Here is a 15,524-nt window from a genome sequence, read left to right as displayed (position 1 = left end):
GCGGCAACTTTTTAGTTGCCAGCTGTAACTTATGTTATGGCAAATGATTTAAATTGCTTTTGTAATTTATTAGGTTAAGTTATAAAGGGCGCACGGTGGATGCCTAGGCACTAGGAGCCGATGAAGGACGTAACTAACGACGATACGCCTCGGGGAGCTGTAAGTAAGCTTTGATCCGGGGATTTCCGAATGGGGGAACCCAAATATCGTAATGGATATTTACTTGTCTGTGAATACATAGCAGTCAAGAGGAATACGCAATGAACTGAAACATCTAAGTAGTTGCAGGAATAGAAAGAAATTCGATTCCCTGAGTAGCGGCGAGCGAAACGGGAATAGCCCAAACTAAAGAGCTTGCTCTTTAGGGTTGTAGGACTGATGTTGTGAGTACAAATAGTTGAGATAGCTGAACAGCTTGGAAAAGCTGGCCAAAGAGAGTGAAAGCCTCGTAAGTGAAATCAATACTTCTCCATTCAGTATCCTGAGTACGGCGGAACACGAGAAACTCCGTCGGAATCCGGGAGGACCATCTCCCAAGGCTAAATACTCCCTAGTGACCGATAGTGAACCAGTACCGTGAGGGAAAGGTGAAAAGAACCCCGGAAGGGGAGTGAAATAGATCCTGAAACCGTGTGCCTACAAGTAGTCAGAGTCCGTTTATGGATGATGGCGTGCCTTTTGTAGAATGAACCGGCGAGTTACGTTAACATGCAAGGTTAAGATGAAAAGTCGGAGCCGGAGCGAAAGCGAGTCTGAATAGGGCGATCTAGTATGTTGATGTAGACCCGAAACCAAGTGACCTATCCATGTCCAGGTTGAAGATGCGGTAAAACGCATTGGAGGACCGAACCCGTGTATGTTGAAAAATGCTGGGATGAGATGTGGATAGCGGTGAAATTCCAAACGAACTTGGAGATAGCTGGTTCTCTCCGAAATAGCTTTAGGGTTAGCCTCGGGGATTAGGATCGTGGAGGTAGAGCACTGTTTGGACTAGGGGCCCGTCTTGGGTTACTGAATTCAGATAAACTCCGAATGCCATTGATCTTTACCCGGGAGTCAGACGATGAGTGATAAGATCCACCGTCGAAAGGGAAACAGCCCAGATCACCAGTTAAGGTCCCAAAATTCATGCTAAGTGGAAAAGGATGTGGAAACGCATAGACAACTAGGATGTTGGCTTAGAAGCAGCCATTCATTCAAAGAGTGCGTAATAGCTCACTAGTCGAGTGATTCTGCGCCGAAAATGTACCGGGGCTAAGCATGATACCGAAACTGTGGATGTATCGTAAGATACGTGGTAGGAGAGCGTTGTAAGAGCATTGAAGCTATACCGTGAGGAGTAGTGGAGTTCTTAGAAGTGAGAATGCCGGTATGAGTAACGAAAGACCAGTGAGAATCTGGTCGGCCGAAAGACTAAGGTTTCCTGGGGAAGGCTCGTCCTCCCAGGGTTAGTCGGGGCCTAAGATGAGACCGAAAGGTGTAATCGATGGATAACAGGTTGATATTCCTGTACTAGTTTATTTTGTTTGAACGATGGAAGGACGCAGGAGGATGATGTGTGCACGCTGATGGATATGCGTGTCCAAGCAGTGAGTCTTGAGTTGAGTCAAATGCTTAACTCTTTAAGGACAAGCTGTGATGGGGAGTGAAATTTTAGTAGCGAAGCACAGTAACTCACACTGCCGAGAAAAGTTCCTAGTTAGAAATAAACTACCCGTACCGCAAACCGACACAGGTAGTCGAGGAGAGTATCCTAAGGTCAGCGAGTGAACTCTCGTTAAGGAACTCGGCAAAATGACCCCGTAACTTCGGGAGAAGGGGTGCTGGTGTAACAGCCAGCCGCAGTGAATAGGCCCAAACAACTGTTTATCAAAAACACAGGTCTATGCTAAATCGTAAGATGACGTATATGGGCTGACGCCTGCCCGGTGCTGGAAGGTTAAGAGGATCAGTTAGCTTTTGCGAAGCTGAGAATTGAAGCCCCAGTAAACGGCGGCCGTAACTATAACGGTCCTAAGGTAGCGAAATTCCTTGTCGGGTAAGTTCCGACCCGCACGAAAGGCGTAATGATTTGGGCACTGTCTCAACGAGAGACTCGGTGAAATTATAATACCCGTGAAGATGCGGGTTACCCGCGACAGGACGGAAAGACCCCATGGAGCTTTACTGTAGCTTGATATTGAGTTTTTGTGTGACATGTACAGGATAGGTAGGAGCCGTTGATATCGGAACGCTAGTTTCGATGGAGGCATTGGTGGGATACTACCCTTGTTATATGAAAACTCTAACCTACGTCGTTTATCGCGACGAGGGACAGTGTCTGGTGGGCAGTTTGACTGGGGCGGTCGCCTCCTAAAATGTAACGGAGGCGCTCAAAGGTTCGCTCAGAATGGTTGGAAATCATTCGTAGAATGTAAAGGCATAAGCGAGCTTGACTGCGAGACTGACAAGTCGAGCAGGGACGAAAGTCGGACTTAGTGATCCGGTGGTACCATATGGAAGGGCCATCGCTCAACGGATAAAAGCTACCCTGGGGATAACAGGCTTATCTCCCCCAAGAGTTCACATCGACGGGGAGGTTTGGCACCTCGATGTCGGCTCATCGCATCCTGGGGCTGTAGTCGGTCCCAAGGGTTGGGCTGTTCGCCCATTAAAGCGGTACGCGAGCTGGGTTCAGAACGTCGTGAGACAGTTCGGTCCCTATCCGTCGCGGGCGTAGGAAATTTGAGAGGAGCTGTCCTTAGTACGAGAGGACCGGGATGGACATACCTCTGGTGTACCAGTTGTGCCGCCAGGCGCATCGCTGGGTAGCTACGTATGGACGGGATAAACGCTGAAAGCATCTAAGTGTGAAGCCCCCCTCGAGATGAGATTTCCCATTCCGTTAAGGAAGTAAGATCCGTTAAAGAATATGACGTAGATAGGCTGCGGGTGGAAGTGTAGCGATACATGGAGCTGAGCAGTACTAATAGATCGAGGACTTAACCGAGAAGAGTTCACAGTTTGAAGTGTTTCATTAATTAATTCATAATCTTAATATCTAGTTTTGAAGGTACGAGCGAATATAGTGTGGTGGCGATAGCGAGAAGGATACACCTGTTCCCATGCCGAACACAGAAGTTAAGCTTCTCCACGCCGAAAGTAGTTGGTGGGAAACTACCCGCGAGGATAGGTAGCTGCCACGCTGTAATTATTCCGGATTAGCTCAGTTGGTAGAGCATCTGACTGTTAATCAGGGTGTCGTCAGTTCGAGTCTGACATCCGGAGTTTTTTTTTACTTGGAGAGTTGTCCGAGTGGCTGAAGGAGCATGATTGGAAATCATGTATACGGGTATTGACCTGTATCAAGGGTTCAAATCCCTTACTCTCCGTAGGTTATTTGTACCAACTTAAATAGCTGTATAATACAGTGTAAAGAGACTATCATATTAATTATATGGTAGTCTTTTTGTTTTTTAATCTTTTATTTGTAAAAATAAGATATACAATGGTGCTACAAGATTCAAATTATTATTCAGGATAAATTATTTATAATAAGATCTAGTGAGAAAAAACAATTTAAGAGCAGCTAGGATTAACGTCATTTTTTATAAATTATAAAAAGAAAGGAAAATTCTTACTATGAATATTAAATTACTCCCAGAATACACGTGGGTAAAAACAAACAAGGGAATTACTGGAACAATTCTTGAAGTTTTTGCAGGAAAAAAACCAGCATATTTGGTAGAATACTATCCTCTTTCTCAAGTATCTGAAGATGATGATGAGTCTTTTTTTGTAGATCCAAAAGATATTGTTGACTATAAATTACCAAGATATTTAAATCGAAAATAGAGGTTTTATTATTTATTTACATAAAATTTATATACAAGGTAATAATGTGTATGCTATAATTGTTTTTGTTGAGTTATTGATATGCGCCCATAGCGCAATTGGATAGAGTGTCTGACTACGAATCAGAAGGTTGTAGGTTCGACTCCTACTGGGCGCATCAAGGAAAAAATAGACTTATGATGGTTTCCTATCATGGGTCTATTTTTTTATCTAATTATTTATACTCTTCACAAATTCTTGATAAGCTAATTCTTCGCCAGTTGAATTAACTTTTAAATTATCCAATTTGTTTTGGTGCAAATCGCTTTCTGCCAATTCAATTTCATGTGTAAAGGTAGCATTACCAATTAACCTTATTTGGCTTAATTCCTTTGTCGAATTCAAATTGATTTGTGTCATGACCATTCCGCCAGGGTTGTAAACGGAAATATTTTTAGTAGGATCAAATTTGTCAGAGTGTAACATGGCGAATAAAAGGCTAGTGGCAGACATTCCTGTACCACAGGCATTGGTAAAACCGACACCACGTTCAAATGTCTGAACGAACAATTTATTAGTATCAAGGATTTTACAAAAGCTAACATTAACTCCTTCAGGGAAGTAGTCATTAGAAGCGTTTAATTTGCTTCCTAAGGCTTTTAAATCTTCTTGATTAATCTCTGGTACAAAACTGATCAAGTGTGGATTAGGCACTGCTACAGCCGAAAATTTTGTGTTAGAAATAAATTCATCAACGGGTTCATCAATCATTTCGTCTAATCCATGATAAGAGAAAGAAAGATCATTTTTATTAAAAGAAATTGGTGAGATCTCAACACTAAATGCAGGTACGTTTTCGTAAAAATCTGAAGCCCGTTTAACATGTAAATTTGATTCTTCTGTCTCAACTTGAAATTCATTTAACTGATATTTTTCAGATAAGTAACGACTGACTGTCCGCAAGCCATTCCCACACATTTTGGCTTCACTTCCATCAGCGTTTATTACACGCATTTTACCCAAACAATTTTCGCTAGTTTCAACGACTAATAGACCATCGGCACCATTTAGAATATTTTGACATAAATTAACAGCTAAATTTTTTAATTCAGTATCATTTAGCGGCTGTTCTAAGATTGTTTGGTCAAGAATGAAAAATTTGTTTTCTGAACCATGAACTTTTAATATTTTAACCATTTATTGTTACCTCACTTATTCAAAAAATGTTTTATAAATTTGCCGAACGGCGTTATCAGCGTCTGCAACTTGAGTTCCAATCATAATAGAAATTCTTGAAGCGCCTTGGTTGATCATATGAATTGCAATATTGTTCTGTGTTAAGGAATCAATGACTTTACCAATGGTATTAATATTGTGAGCAATTCCTTCGCCGACAACCATAATAATCGCATAATCATTGATCCATTCTAAGTAATCTGGCTGAAGGGTTTCTTTAACATCGCGACAGAGTTTTTGAATAATATCTTTATCTAATTTACTACGGTCAAAAATAACAGTAAGATCATCAATTCCTGAGGGCATATGTTCATAAGAAATATTGTATTTATAAAAGATTTTCAAAAGTTTTAAAGTGAAACCAACTTCTTTATTTAGCAAATATCTGTGTAGATAAAGTGCTGAAAATCTTTTGGAACATGCAATACCGGTAATTTGATTAGCTGGATCAAAGATAAATTGCTCTGGAACTATCATTGTACCCGCTGCTTCGGGGTTATTGGTATTCTTAACGTTAACGGGAACTTGTCCTTTAACGGCTGGAATAATGGCTTCATCTTGGAAAACAGAGAATCCAGCATACGACAGTTCTCTCATTTCTCGGTAGGACATTTTTTTTATGGCTTGAGGATGTTTGACAATCTTGTTATTAGCGACATAAATGGCATCTACGTCTGTGAAATTTTCATATAAATCAGCATTAAGTCCACGACTGAGAATAGCGCCGGTAATGTCGGAACCGCCACGAGAAAAAGTATAGATTGAACCGTTCTTGCTATAACCGAAGAACCCAGGAAAAACTACACGAGAGTCCTTTGGCAATGATAATTTGCTTAAATTAAAATAAGTTTCAGGTGAAATGTCAGCATCATTTGGCTGTCCATGAACAACTATTCCAGCAATTTTAGGATCGATGAAAACCGATTTAATACCTTGAGCATTTAAAACATTGTTTAATAAAATGGCATTCAAATATTCACCATGAGCTTTGAAAGCTGCTAGAAGATGATCATTATCTGAAAACCTATCATGAGATAATTTGATTAATTTATCTTTGATAAGTTTCAAAGTTGAATCGGTAAGTTTAAAATAATCAACGATTTCTTGGTATCTGTCAGTAATTCTTTGAATTATTTCCTGAGTATCGCTTTGATTCATAACTATTTGTGCATATTGAATCAGTAAATCAGTTACTTTAGTATCATTTGGAAATCTTTTACCAGGAGCTGAGGTAACGATGACTTTCCTTTCTAAATCGTCATTAATAATTTTAATAACTTTTTCAAATTGTTCGCCAGTGGCAAGGGAACTACCACCAAATTTGATGACTTTCATAAAATACACCCCTAAAAATTAAATAGTTTTTAATGATGAGTGTATCATTTTTGTTTGTTATGACAAGAAAAAAGTGAATAAAGTTAGAAAAAATGAAATATTTCTAATATTACTTGACGAATAATGAGTGTTGTTATAATCTTAATATCAATAAAAGAGGTCGCAATTGACATTAGTAAATGAGGGAGCTTCTGTAAGAGCTTTGAACTTATTGAAAGGGAAAATTGCCGAAGTGTTGGATGTTGCAGTGTCTAATGAACTGGGGCGTATTAATAAGATGATACGAACTGTCGTGGTAAATAACCACGTTGCGCTTATGACAAATTTCTGTGGATCAATTCTGAGATCTCTTTGTTGTTAAGCAAAGAGATCTTTTTTTATTTGATAAAGGAGTTTTGAAAATGATTATTAATGATTTAACTAGTAAAGACAACCATTTGATGATTGGTGGCGTAGATAGCGTTGATTTGGTTGAGAAGTATGGCACTCCACTATATGTATTTGATGTAGCGATGATTCGAAATCAAATAAAAAAATTCAAATCAGCCTTTCAAAAAGAAAACTTAAATTATCAAATTAGTTATGCTAGCAAAGCTTTTGCAATCAAGGCTATTTATCAAGTTATGAAACAAGAAGATGTTCACGTAGATGTTGTTTCAGGTGGAGAATTATATACAGCACTGCAAGCTGGTTTTCCCAGTGAAAAAATTAGCTTTCACGGCAATAACAAATCGCGAGCAGAATTATTAATGGCCGTGAAAAATCAAGTAGGGTTGATTATTCTCGATAACTTTCACGAAATTGCATTACTATCTCAGATTTTAAAAGATACTGATCAGAATATAAAAGTAATGTTGCGATTGACCCCTGGTATTTCAGCACATACACATAAATATGATCAAACAGGGCAAACTGATAGTAAATTTGGATTTGATGTAAATTCAGATCAGGCCAAACAGGCAATGCAATTGGTACTTAGCGATCCGCATATGGAATTATTAGGGATTCATGCTCATATTGGTTCACAGATTTTTGGTACACAGGGCTTTAAATTATTAGCTAAAAAAATGGTGGATATTTCTAAACAGTTTCAAGCTGATTTCAATTATTGGCCTAAGGTTATTAACCTAGGTGGTGGATTTGGAATTAGTTATAACGATAATGATGATCCGATTGCAGCTAAAACTTTTATTTCTGAAATTGCCGCAGAATTAAAAAAAGCTTGTCAGGATCGAAGTATTCCTGAAATTTGGATTGAACCAGGGCGTTCAATTGTTGGTCCAGCAGGATATACACTTTATAAGATTGGTTCAAGAAAAGATATTCCCAATTTGAAATCTTATGTTTCAGTCGATGGCGGTATGGGAGACAATATCAGACCTGCCTTGTATCAAGCCAAATATGAAGCGGTTGTTGCTAATAAAATGAATCAAGAAAATGTTGAAACGGTTCATATTGCTGGTAAGTATTGTGAGTCAGGAGATATTTTGATTGACTCCCAGGCTATTCCAAAGACTAGTCCAGGAGATATTTTGGCAGTACTTGATACTGGTGCTTATGGTTATTCGATGGCTATGAACTATAATCGTAATCCCAGACCAGCAGTAGTATTTGTGGAGAATGGTCAAGATAAATTAGTAGTTAAACGTGAAACATATGAGGATTTAATTAGTTTAGATCTGGATTATTAAGGAGAAAATTATGTCGAAGATGAATGCAGAAGAAATTATTAATTATATAGGAAACTCTAAGAAAACAACTCCGGTTAAAGTTTATTTACAAGCAGATATTCAAAAAGTTGATTTTCCTAAGGAAGTAAATGTTTTTAAAAGTGATGAATTAGCAATTATTATTGGTGATTATCAAGTTATCCAACCAATTTTGCAAGCTAATAACTTAACCAATTATTATGTAGAGACACAAGCTCAAAACTCAGCTGTTCCTATGTTGGATATCAACCACATCAATGCTCGAATTGAACCGGGTGCTATTATTCGTGATCAAGTCGAAATTGGCAATAACGCCGTTATAATGATGGGCGCTATTATCAATATCGGAGCTGAAATTGGCGATAAATCAATGATCGATATGGGCGCTGTTTTAGGCGGTCGTGCTATTGTCGGAAAGAATTCTCATATTGGTGCTGGAGCAGTTTTAGCTGGAGTGATTGAACCTGCATCTGCTCAACCAGTAAGAATTGGCGATAACGTAATTGTAGGTGCTAATGCGGTTGTCTTAGAAGGCATTCAGGTCGGTAATGGCGCCGTCATTGGCGCTGGTGCTGTCGTAACTAAAGATGTGGCTGAAAATAGTGTCGTAGCTGGGGTACCCGCCAAAGTTTTGAAAATCAAGGATCAAAAGACGACTGATAAAACCCAAATCGAAAGTAATTTAAGGAAGCTATAGGGATGACACTAACTAATAATGAATTAATTAAAATTCGACGTCACTTACATACGATTCCCGAATTAGCTTTGAATGAATATCAAACTCAAGCTTATTTGAAGCAAGTGATTAATAGGTTTCCCCAAACCAATTTGGAAATTAAAGAGCTACCAGAATTACCAACTGCTCTGTTGGTGTTGGTTAAAGGGAAAGAACCTTCAAGAAATATCGGTTATCGTTGTGATATGGATGCTTTGCCAGTAGATGAGGTCAATCATTTAAGTTATGCATCTAAAAATCCTCATGTTATGCATGCTTGTGGTCACGATATCCATATGACAGTTGCTTTGGGTATTCTTAATTATTTCAGTGTCAATCAACCAAAAGACAATTTAGTTTTTTTCTTTCAACCAGCAGAAGAAAGTCAAAGCGGTGGAAAGATTGCTTATGATTCGAATGCCTTTCAGGGAAAGTTTAAAGTCGATGAATTTTATGGACTCCATGATAACTCACAATTAAAAGCAGGCGTTATAGGATGTCGTAACGGTACTTTGTTTGCTGGGACTACGGAGGTTAATGTCACTGTTAAAGGTAAGAGTGGACATGCAGCTTATCCACACTTGGCAAATGATGCAATAGTAATTGCAGCTAATTTTGTTAATCAGGTCCAAACAGTGGTCTCTCGTAGCATTGATCCAACTAAATGTGGAGTAATTACCTTCGGTAAGTTTGAGGCGGGCGTCATTCGTAACGTTATAGCTGGTCAGGCTCGATTGGAAGGGACGATTCGAGGTCTCACACAAACAATGATTGAATTTATTCGACAGAGAGTTCTAGAGATTGCTGATGGCTTAGAGAAATCTTTTGGCTGTCGAATCGAAGTGGAGTATAACCAAGGCGGCTACTTCCCAGTTGAAAATAATCCTAAATTAACTAAGAATTTTATTGATTACATGAAAAATAATTCTCAGGTAGATTTTCAAGAAACAACTCCCAAAATGACAGGAGAGGATTTTGGGTATTTACTTAATAAAATTCCGGGAACAATGTTTTGGTTAGGTGTCGAAAGTCCTGGAGCTTTGCATTCAGCAGATTTTTTACCGAATGAAGGGGCTATTCAAAAGGGCATTAACGCTATGGTTGGTTTTTTAAATTATCGGATGAATTTGGAGGGAAACTAATGCTTAAAAATGTTGATTTAATGACGGCAATAATAACGCCATTTGATGAGAATCAAGAAATTGATTTTAAAGCTTTGAAAAAATTAACAGAACATCTTTTAGAGACTGGTTCAAAGGGATTTGTTATCGGCGGAACGACTGGTGAAACTCCGACGTTAACGGAAGATGAGAAATTGACTCTATATCGTAAATTTGTTGAAATCGTTGCAGGGCGTGTTCCTATAATTGCTGGTGCCGGCAGCAATAATACTCAGCAAACAATTGATTTTATTAATAAACTGTCACAGATCAATGGAATTGATATGGCTTTAGTGGTTGTACCTTACTATAACAAGCCCAATCAACGAGGGATGATAAATCACTTTGAGGCAGTTGCAAAAAATTCACCTTTGCCAATTATGATTTACAATATTCCTGGTCGGACAGGTGTCTTAATGGCTAAAGAGACTGTTGTTAAATTAGCTCAGAATAAAAATATTCAAGGCATTAAACAGTGCAATACGATGGAAGATTTGGAATATATCGTTGAACACACGGATGATGATTTCAATGTATATAGTGGCGAAGATGCACAAGCTTTATTTGCAAAGATTATTGGTGCTAATGGTGTCGTTTCAGTGGCTTCACACATTTATGGAACGGAATTGACGAGGATGTACCAATCTTTGGATAGTGGAAATTATCAATTGGCAGGAAAAATTCAACGTCAATTAACACCAAAGATGAATGCCTTATTCATGTATCCATCACCTTCCCCAACCAAAGCTGCTTTGAATAAATTGGGTTATCAAGTAGGTGGCTGTCGTTTACCGATTGCTACGTTGAATAATGATGAGAAAAAGGTTCTTTTTAAAAAACTAGATTTATAGGAGTTTTTAAATGATAAATGTTATAGTTTCTGGTTTTAATGGCTCAATGGGTCAAAAAGCTGTCAAGATGGTCAATGAAAGCACCGATATGCAATTGGTTGCTGGATTTAATCCAGTGGTTAAGGATTTGAATCCGGAGAATTATGGTCTGAATAAGAATGTAAAGATTTTTAATCAAGTATCTAAGATTGATACAAAAGCCGATGTTTGGATCGATTTTTCTATTCCAAGTGCTGTCTTCGACAATACTAAATTTGCGATTGGAAAGGGAATCAGACCGGTAATCGGAACTAGCGGGATGTCCGAAGATCAAACAGCTGAATTGAAAAAAATGGCTGATGCGAAGGGATTGGGTGGAATTATTGCTTCAAACTTTGGCCTTTCAGCTGTTTTGATGATGAAATTTGCCCAAGTAGCAGCAAAATATTTTGACGAATCAGAGATAGTCGAAAAGCATCACGAAGATAAAATTGATGCTCCTTCTGGGACGGCCTTGAACACGGCAAGATTGATCTATCAAGCACGTGGACATGAACAAATTCCACATAGCAATAATGATCCAATGCATACTCGTGGCGGCGACTATCATGGAATTAAGATTCACGCGTTACGATTACCTGGATTCGTAGCTGATGAAGAGGTTATTTTTGGTGGTGTTGGAGAAACTTTGACCATATCGCAAAGTACAACTGATCGGGAGTCGTTTATGACAGGAGTTAAATTGGCAATTCATGAAATTATGTCAATTGATCACTTAGTGATTGGATTAGAACAAATTATTTAGAAATAATTATATTTAAATTAATTAAATAAGCCTAATTTGTTATAAAATTAGATTATTATAATTTAAGGAGTGTCACAAAATGCCAGAATTAGATTCAACCGTAAAAAATGTTGTAAATAAAACGATTGATCCCATGGGAATTTCTCAAATTAGAGTATTTGCTGAAAAATTTGCTAAGATTTCCGGATTAATTAAATTAACGCTTGGCGAACCCGATTTCAATGTTCCTGAGCATGTCAAAATGGCAGCAATTGAAAGCATTAAGGAAAATGATTCTCATTATTCTGCTCAAAAAGGAATACTTGGTTTAAGAGAAGCCATCTCAAATTATTTAAATAAACAATTTGAGATTCAGTATGATCCCGAAACTGAAATAGTTGTGACAATCGGTGCGACTGAAGCTATCTATGATTCATTGGCAGCTATTATTAACCCTGGAGATAAGGTTTTGATACCAACGCCTACTTTTGCGCTTTATATTCCAATTGTAAAAATACTTGGTGGTATTCCAGTTCAGATCAATACGACTGAAGACGGTTTTCAATTGACTGGTAAAAAGCTAGCTCAAGTGATTGAAAAAGAAGGGGCAGATAAAGTTAAAGCATTAATGCTTAACTTTCCCGGTAATCCAACTGGTTTCGTTTACTCAAAGAACCAATTGCAAGAGATTGTTGACGTAGTAAAAGACAAAAATATGTTTGTCGTTTCTGATGAGATCTATGCTGAATTGACATATGGTAGAAAACATATTTCTCTAGCAAAGCTTTTGCCTGGTAAAACAATTCTAATCAATGGTTTATCTAAGTCACATGCAATGACAGGCTATCGAATTGGTTATATTGCCGCTCCAAAAGATTTCGTAACTAATGCTGCTAAGATGCATGCTTTTGTCGTTACGGCACCTTCCAATCCAGCCCAATATGCAGCTAAAGAAGCCTTGACGAATGGAATAGATGATCCAATTGCAATGCGTAAAATTTATCAAGAACGACGTGATTATATTGTTGACCAACTAAATGACATTGGCTATCCAACGCTTTTGCCAGAGGGAGCTTTTTATACTTTCTCAGAAATTCCAGCAGAATTTAATTTAACGGCAATTGAGTTTGCCAATAAATTAGCAGAAGAAGGAAAAGTTGGTGTCACTCCTGGAGTTGCTTTCGGTGAAGGTGGCGAAGGACATTTTAGAATGTCTTATGCTTCGTCAATGGATGATATTAAAGAAGCTATGAAACGGTTACGGATTTTTACAGAGAATTTAAAAAATTGATTTAAGGGATGAAGATTTATGAGTGATGGATATACAGTAGCAATTTTAGGTGCCACAGGTGCCGTAGGTACACGTTTGATTCAACAATTAGAGCAGTCAACTATTCCAGTAAGTAAGGTGAAATTGTTAGCATCAGTTCGTTCAGCTGGTAAGAAGTTACAGTTTAAGGGACAAGATATAACCGTTGAAGAAGCTAAGCCAGACTCATTTACAGGCGTTGATATTGTGTTGGCTTCTGCAGGAGGGGCAGTTTCTAAGAAATTATTACCCGAAGCAGTTAAGCGTGGGGCAGTTTGTGTTGACAATACAAGTGCCTTTAGAATGGAAGAGAACGTTCCGTTGGTAGTTCCTGAAGTAAACGAAAAAGCACTTTATAATCATCATGGTATAATTGCCAATCCTAATTGTTCAACCATTCAAATGATGGTCGCTTTAGAGCCAATTAGAAAGACTTTTGGCTTGAAGCAGATCATTGTTTCAACTTATCAAGCCGCAAGTGGTGCTGGTCAAAGTGCTTTAGATGAATTGTATACTCAAGCACAGGAGTATCTCGATGGCAAAGATATGAAAGCCAATATTTTCCCTACCAAGGGTGATAAAGAACATTATCCATTAGCCTTCAATCTTTTGCCACAGATTGATGTTTTGGAAGATAATTTGTACTCTCATGAAGAGTGGAAAATGATTCATGAGACTAAGAAAATAATGCTTGGAGATATGAATTCTTCTGAAATCAAAGTTACTGCCACTTGTGTCAGAGTTCCAGTGCCAATCAGTCATGGCGAATCAATCTATATCGAGGTTGAAGATCAATCAGCCACTGTTGAGCAAATTCAAGAATTGATCAGACAAGCTCCAGGCGCTGTTTTGCAAGATGATCCTAAGCATCAAGTATATCCCCAACCAATCAATGCTGTTGGGAAGCGTGATACTTTTGTAGGAAGAATTCGTCCTGATTTGGAAAATAAAGGAGCTTTTAATATGTGGGTTGTATCTGATAACTTACTCAAAGGTGCAGCTTGGAATACTGTTCAGATTGCTGAAAGATTAGTCGCTGATGACCTAGTTCATGTGAAATAATTGAATTGGAATGTAGATTTTAATCTGCGTTCCATTTTTTTTTGAAGATTTCTGTTAAAATATTCAAAGACAATTAATTTCAGGGTGAGAAAAAAATGAAGCGAATAACGAATATCTTTAATGAAGGTGTTTTGGATCTTCTGGCTAATGCCGGAGTTGCAATACCGTATTTTTTTTGTTTGACTTTGTATAACCAAAATAAAAATGTTTTTGTTTATGCGTTGCCCTTTTTAATGCTTTATACATTTAGAGCTTTAGGAATGCTTTTAACAACGTTTATAACATTGCCGGCTTCGACAATGTTGGCAATGTCCAGTCTATTTGGCGTTATAGGGTCGTTATGCATATTAGGAGCAAGTAATCCAATTTTAGGAATAATAGGTGGTATTCTTTTGGGACTGGCTTCGAGTTGGATTTGGCCGTATTATTTAACGGTTAGATCTCGTGGAAAAATGGATAAAGAGTTTAAATTCAATCAAATGCATACTTTGTCAGTTGCCTTAACTTTGATTATTTTAATAATTGTTCAATTAATTGCTACTAAGACGCAGATGACAAGTATATCCTTTATCTTTTTAGCTTTTCTGTTTTTTGCAAGTATGGTCGGTGGGATGAATATTACACACCGTTTGACTTTCTATCAAGGAATCGAAACTAAGCAAAAATTTCGGGTCAACTCTTTATTCAGTTTGATTGTTTTAGCCAGTTTAGTGATGTTGATCTTTATTATTCGCTACTCTAGATTAAAAGAAGTATCACACTCTTTTGATTTACTAATTAGTATCATAGCGATAATATTATTTCTGTTCTTGGCTTATTATCAAATTGATATTCATAAGAAGATTTTTCCAGTTAGCTTGGTAGCGATTAATCGTGGAGTTGTAATGAATTTTGTGATGCTCTACGCAGTTTTTGATAGTACAGTTCGTTTTGGATTTAATTCTTTGATGTTGATTTATGCAATTTATCTGATAGGTTTTGAATTAGGACCAATGATTTTAAAGAAGCATCAAGCGTTAAGGTATCCGTTACTACTGTTAGGATTAATTTTGACCTTGGTGAACTTCACATACTTTATAGGACTATTTCTCTGCGCTATATTTGTGGGTACAGATAATCGTATTTTAAATGATGCTTTGTATAACAATACTAATTTAGATTCAGAGAGGGCTTTTTTAATAAAGTATCAATTGTCTTGTATCGGAAATGTTTCACAGCAATTAGTATATATGACAACGATTTACTTTATAAGTTTCTTTACTAAAATAAATGCTTTGGGCTTTTTTAATAGCCAAGCAACTGGGGGACCAACTAATACAGTTCTCTATAGTGTCCATATATTTATCACAATAATTGTTTTTATTTATGCAGCTGTTACGTTTTACTTTGCACGGGAAAAAGAATAACTGTATCGTTATGAATTAAATTTGTGGTCCATCAACTTTGATGGGCTTTTTTGTTACATTAATATAACGATGATGTGATTTGTTTATCAAATGATAAGTCAAAAAATGAATTGATAATTAAATGAGAATGATTCTATATTGTGTCTGAAAGCGCTTCTATTATTC

The 15,524-nt window shown here is 37.5% G+C and carries 11 protein-coding genes, 3 tRNA genes, 2 rRNA genes and 1 riboswitch; of the genes, 14 read left to right on the top strand and 2 right to left on the bottom strand.

Going from position 1 to position 15,524, the window contains the following annotated elements; genetic code table 11:
- Positions 1-72: 72 nt before the first annotated feature.
- The 6 genes from LA20249_RS04775 (at position 73) to LA20249_RS04750 (ending at position 3,991) form a co-directional block, all read left to right on the top strand.
- Positions 73-2,989, top strand: a 23S ribosomal RNA gene (locus LA20249_RS04775).
- Between the two features lie 79 nt (positions 2,990-3,068).
- Positions 3,069-3,185 (top strand): 5S ribosomal RNA (gene rrf, locus LA20249_RS04770).
- Between the two features lie 9 nt (positions 3,186-3,194).
- Positions 3,195-3,267, top strand: a tRNA-Asn gene (locus tag LA20249_RS04765).
- 13 nt (positions 3,268-3,280) lie between these two features.
- A tRNA-Ser gene (locus tag LA20249_RS04760) sits at positions 3,281-3,371 on the top strand.
- A gap of 250 nt (positions 3,372-3,621) precedes the next feature.
- On the top strand, positions 3,622-3,834 hold the full coding sequence (locus LA20249_RS04755) for a hypothetical protein (RefSeq protein WP_057739889.1): 213 nt from the start codon (positions 3,622-3,624) through the stop codon (positions 3,832-3,834).
- Between the two features lie 83 nt (positions 3,835-3,917).
- Positions 3,918-3,991, top strand: a tRNA-Arg gene (locus LA20249_RS04750).
- Between the two features lie 53 nt (positions 3,992-4,044).
- Here the strand turns inward: LA20249_RS04750 and dapF are convergent.
- Both dapF and LA20249_RS04740 read right to left on the bottom strand, forming a co-directional pair.
- On the bottom strand, positions 4,045-5,010 hold the full coding sequence (dapF, locus tag LA20249_RS04745; protein ID WP_057739891.1) for a diaminopimelate epimerase: 966 nt from the start codon (positions 5,008-5,010) through the stop codon (positions 4,045-4,047).
- A gap of 15 nt (positions 5,011-5,025) precedes the next feature.
- On the bottom strand, positions 5,026-6,384 hold the full coding sequence (locus tag LA20249_RS04740; RefSeq protein ID WP_057739894.1) for an aspartate kinase: 1,359 nt from the start codon (positions 6,382-6,384) through the stop codon (positions 5,026-5,028).
- Positions 6,385-6,530: 146 nt separating this feature from the next.
- A riboswitch (Lysine riboswitch) is annotated at positions 6,531-6,708 on the top strand.
- Between the two features lie 77 nt (positions 6,709-6,785).
- On the opposite strand from LA20249_RS04740, the gene lysA reads away from it, so the two are divergent.
- The 8 genes from lysA (at position 6,786) to LA20249_RS04695 (ending at position 15,359) form a co-directional block, all read left to right on the top strand.
- A complete protein-coding gene (gene lysA, locus LA20249_RS04730; protein ID WP_186809201.1) occupies positions 6,786-8,075 on the top strand; it encodes a diaminopimelate decarboxylase in 1,290 nt (429 codons plus the stop codon).
- Positions 8,076-8,085: 10 nt separating this feature from the next.
- Positions 8,086-8,790 carry a 2,3,4,5-tetrahydropyridine-2,6-dicarboxylate N-acetyltransferase gene (gene dapD, locus LA20249_RS04725; RefSeq protein WP_057739898.1) on the top strand — a complete coding sequence of 235 codons (705 nt, stop codon included), beginning with the start codon at positions 8,086-8,088 and terminating at the stop codon, positions 8,788-8,790.
- 2 nt (positions 8,791-8,792) lie between these two features.
- On the top strand, positions 8,793-9,950 hold the full coding sequence (locus tag LA20249_RS04720; protein WP_057739900.1) for an N-acetyldiaminopimelate deacetylase: 1,158 nt from the start codon (positions 8,793-8,795) through the stop codon (positions 9,948-9,950).
- Positions 9,950-10,819, top strand: coding sequence for a 4-hydroxy-tetrahydrodipicolinate synthase (gene dapA, locus LA20249_RS04715; protein WP_057739901.1), 870 nt, complete (start codon positions 9,950-9,952; stop codon positions 10,817-10,819). Before LA20249_RS04720 ends, dapA begins: the two co-directional genes overlap by 1 nt.
- Before the next feature lie 10 nt (positions 10,820-10,829).
- On the top strand, positions 10,830-11,603 hold the full coding sequence (dapB, locus tag LA20249_RS04710) for a 4-hydroxy-tetrahydrodipicolinate reductase (protein WP_057739903.1): 774 nt from the start codon (positions 10,830-10,832) through the stop codon (positions 11,601-11,603).
- 79 nt (positions 11,604-11,682) lie between these two features.
- A complete protein-coding gene (locus LA20249_RS04705) occupies positions 11,683-12,873 on the top strand; it encodes an aminotransferase class I/II-fold pyridoxal phosphate-dependent enzyme (RefSeq protein ID WP_057739905.1) in 1,191 nt (396 codons plus the stop codon).
- 18 nt (positions 12,874-12,891) lie between these two features.
- Positions 12,892-13,953, top strand: a complete 1,062-nt coding sequence (locus LA20249_RS04700; RefSeq protein ID WP_057739907.1) for an aspartate-semialdehyde dehydrogenase — start codon at positions 12,892-12,894, stop codon at positions 13,951-13,953.
- A gap of 95 nt (positions 13,954-14,048) precedes the next feature.
- Entirely contained in the window at positions 14,049-15,359 is a 1,311-nt protein-coding gene (locus tag LA20249_RS04695) for a hypothetical protein (protein WP_057739909.1), read from the top strand.
- Positions 15,360-15,524: the final 165 nt, after the last annotated feature.

Source organism: Companilactobacillus alimentarius DSM 20249, from assembly GCF_002849895.1.
Classification (GTDB): Bacteria; Bacillota; Bacilli; order Lactobacillales; family Lactobacillaceae; genus Companilactobacillus; species Companilactobacillus alimentarius.
The sequence above is the reverse complement of the archived record's forward strand: the minus strand, read 5'-3'. Positions and strand labels throughout refer to the sequence as shown.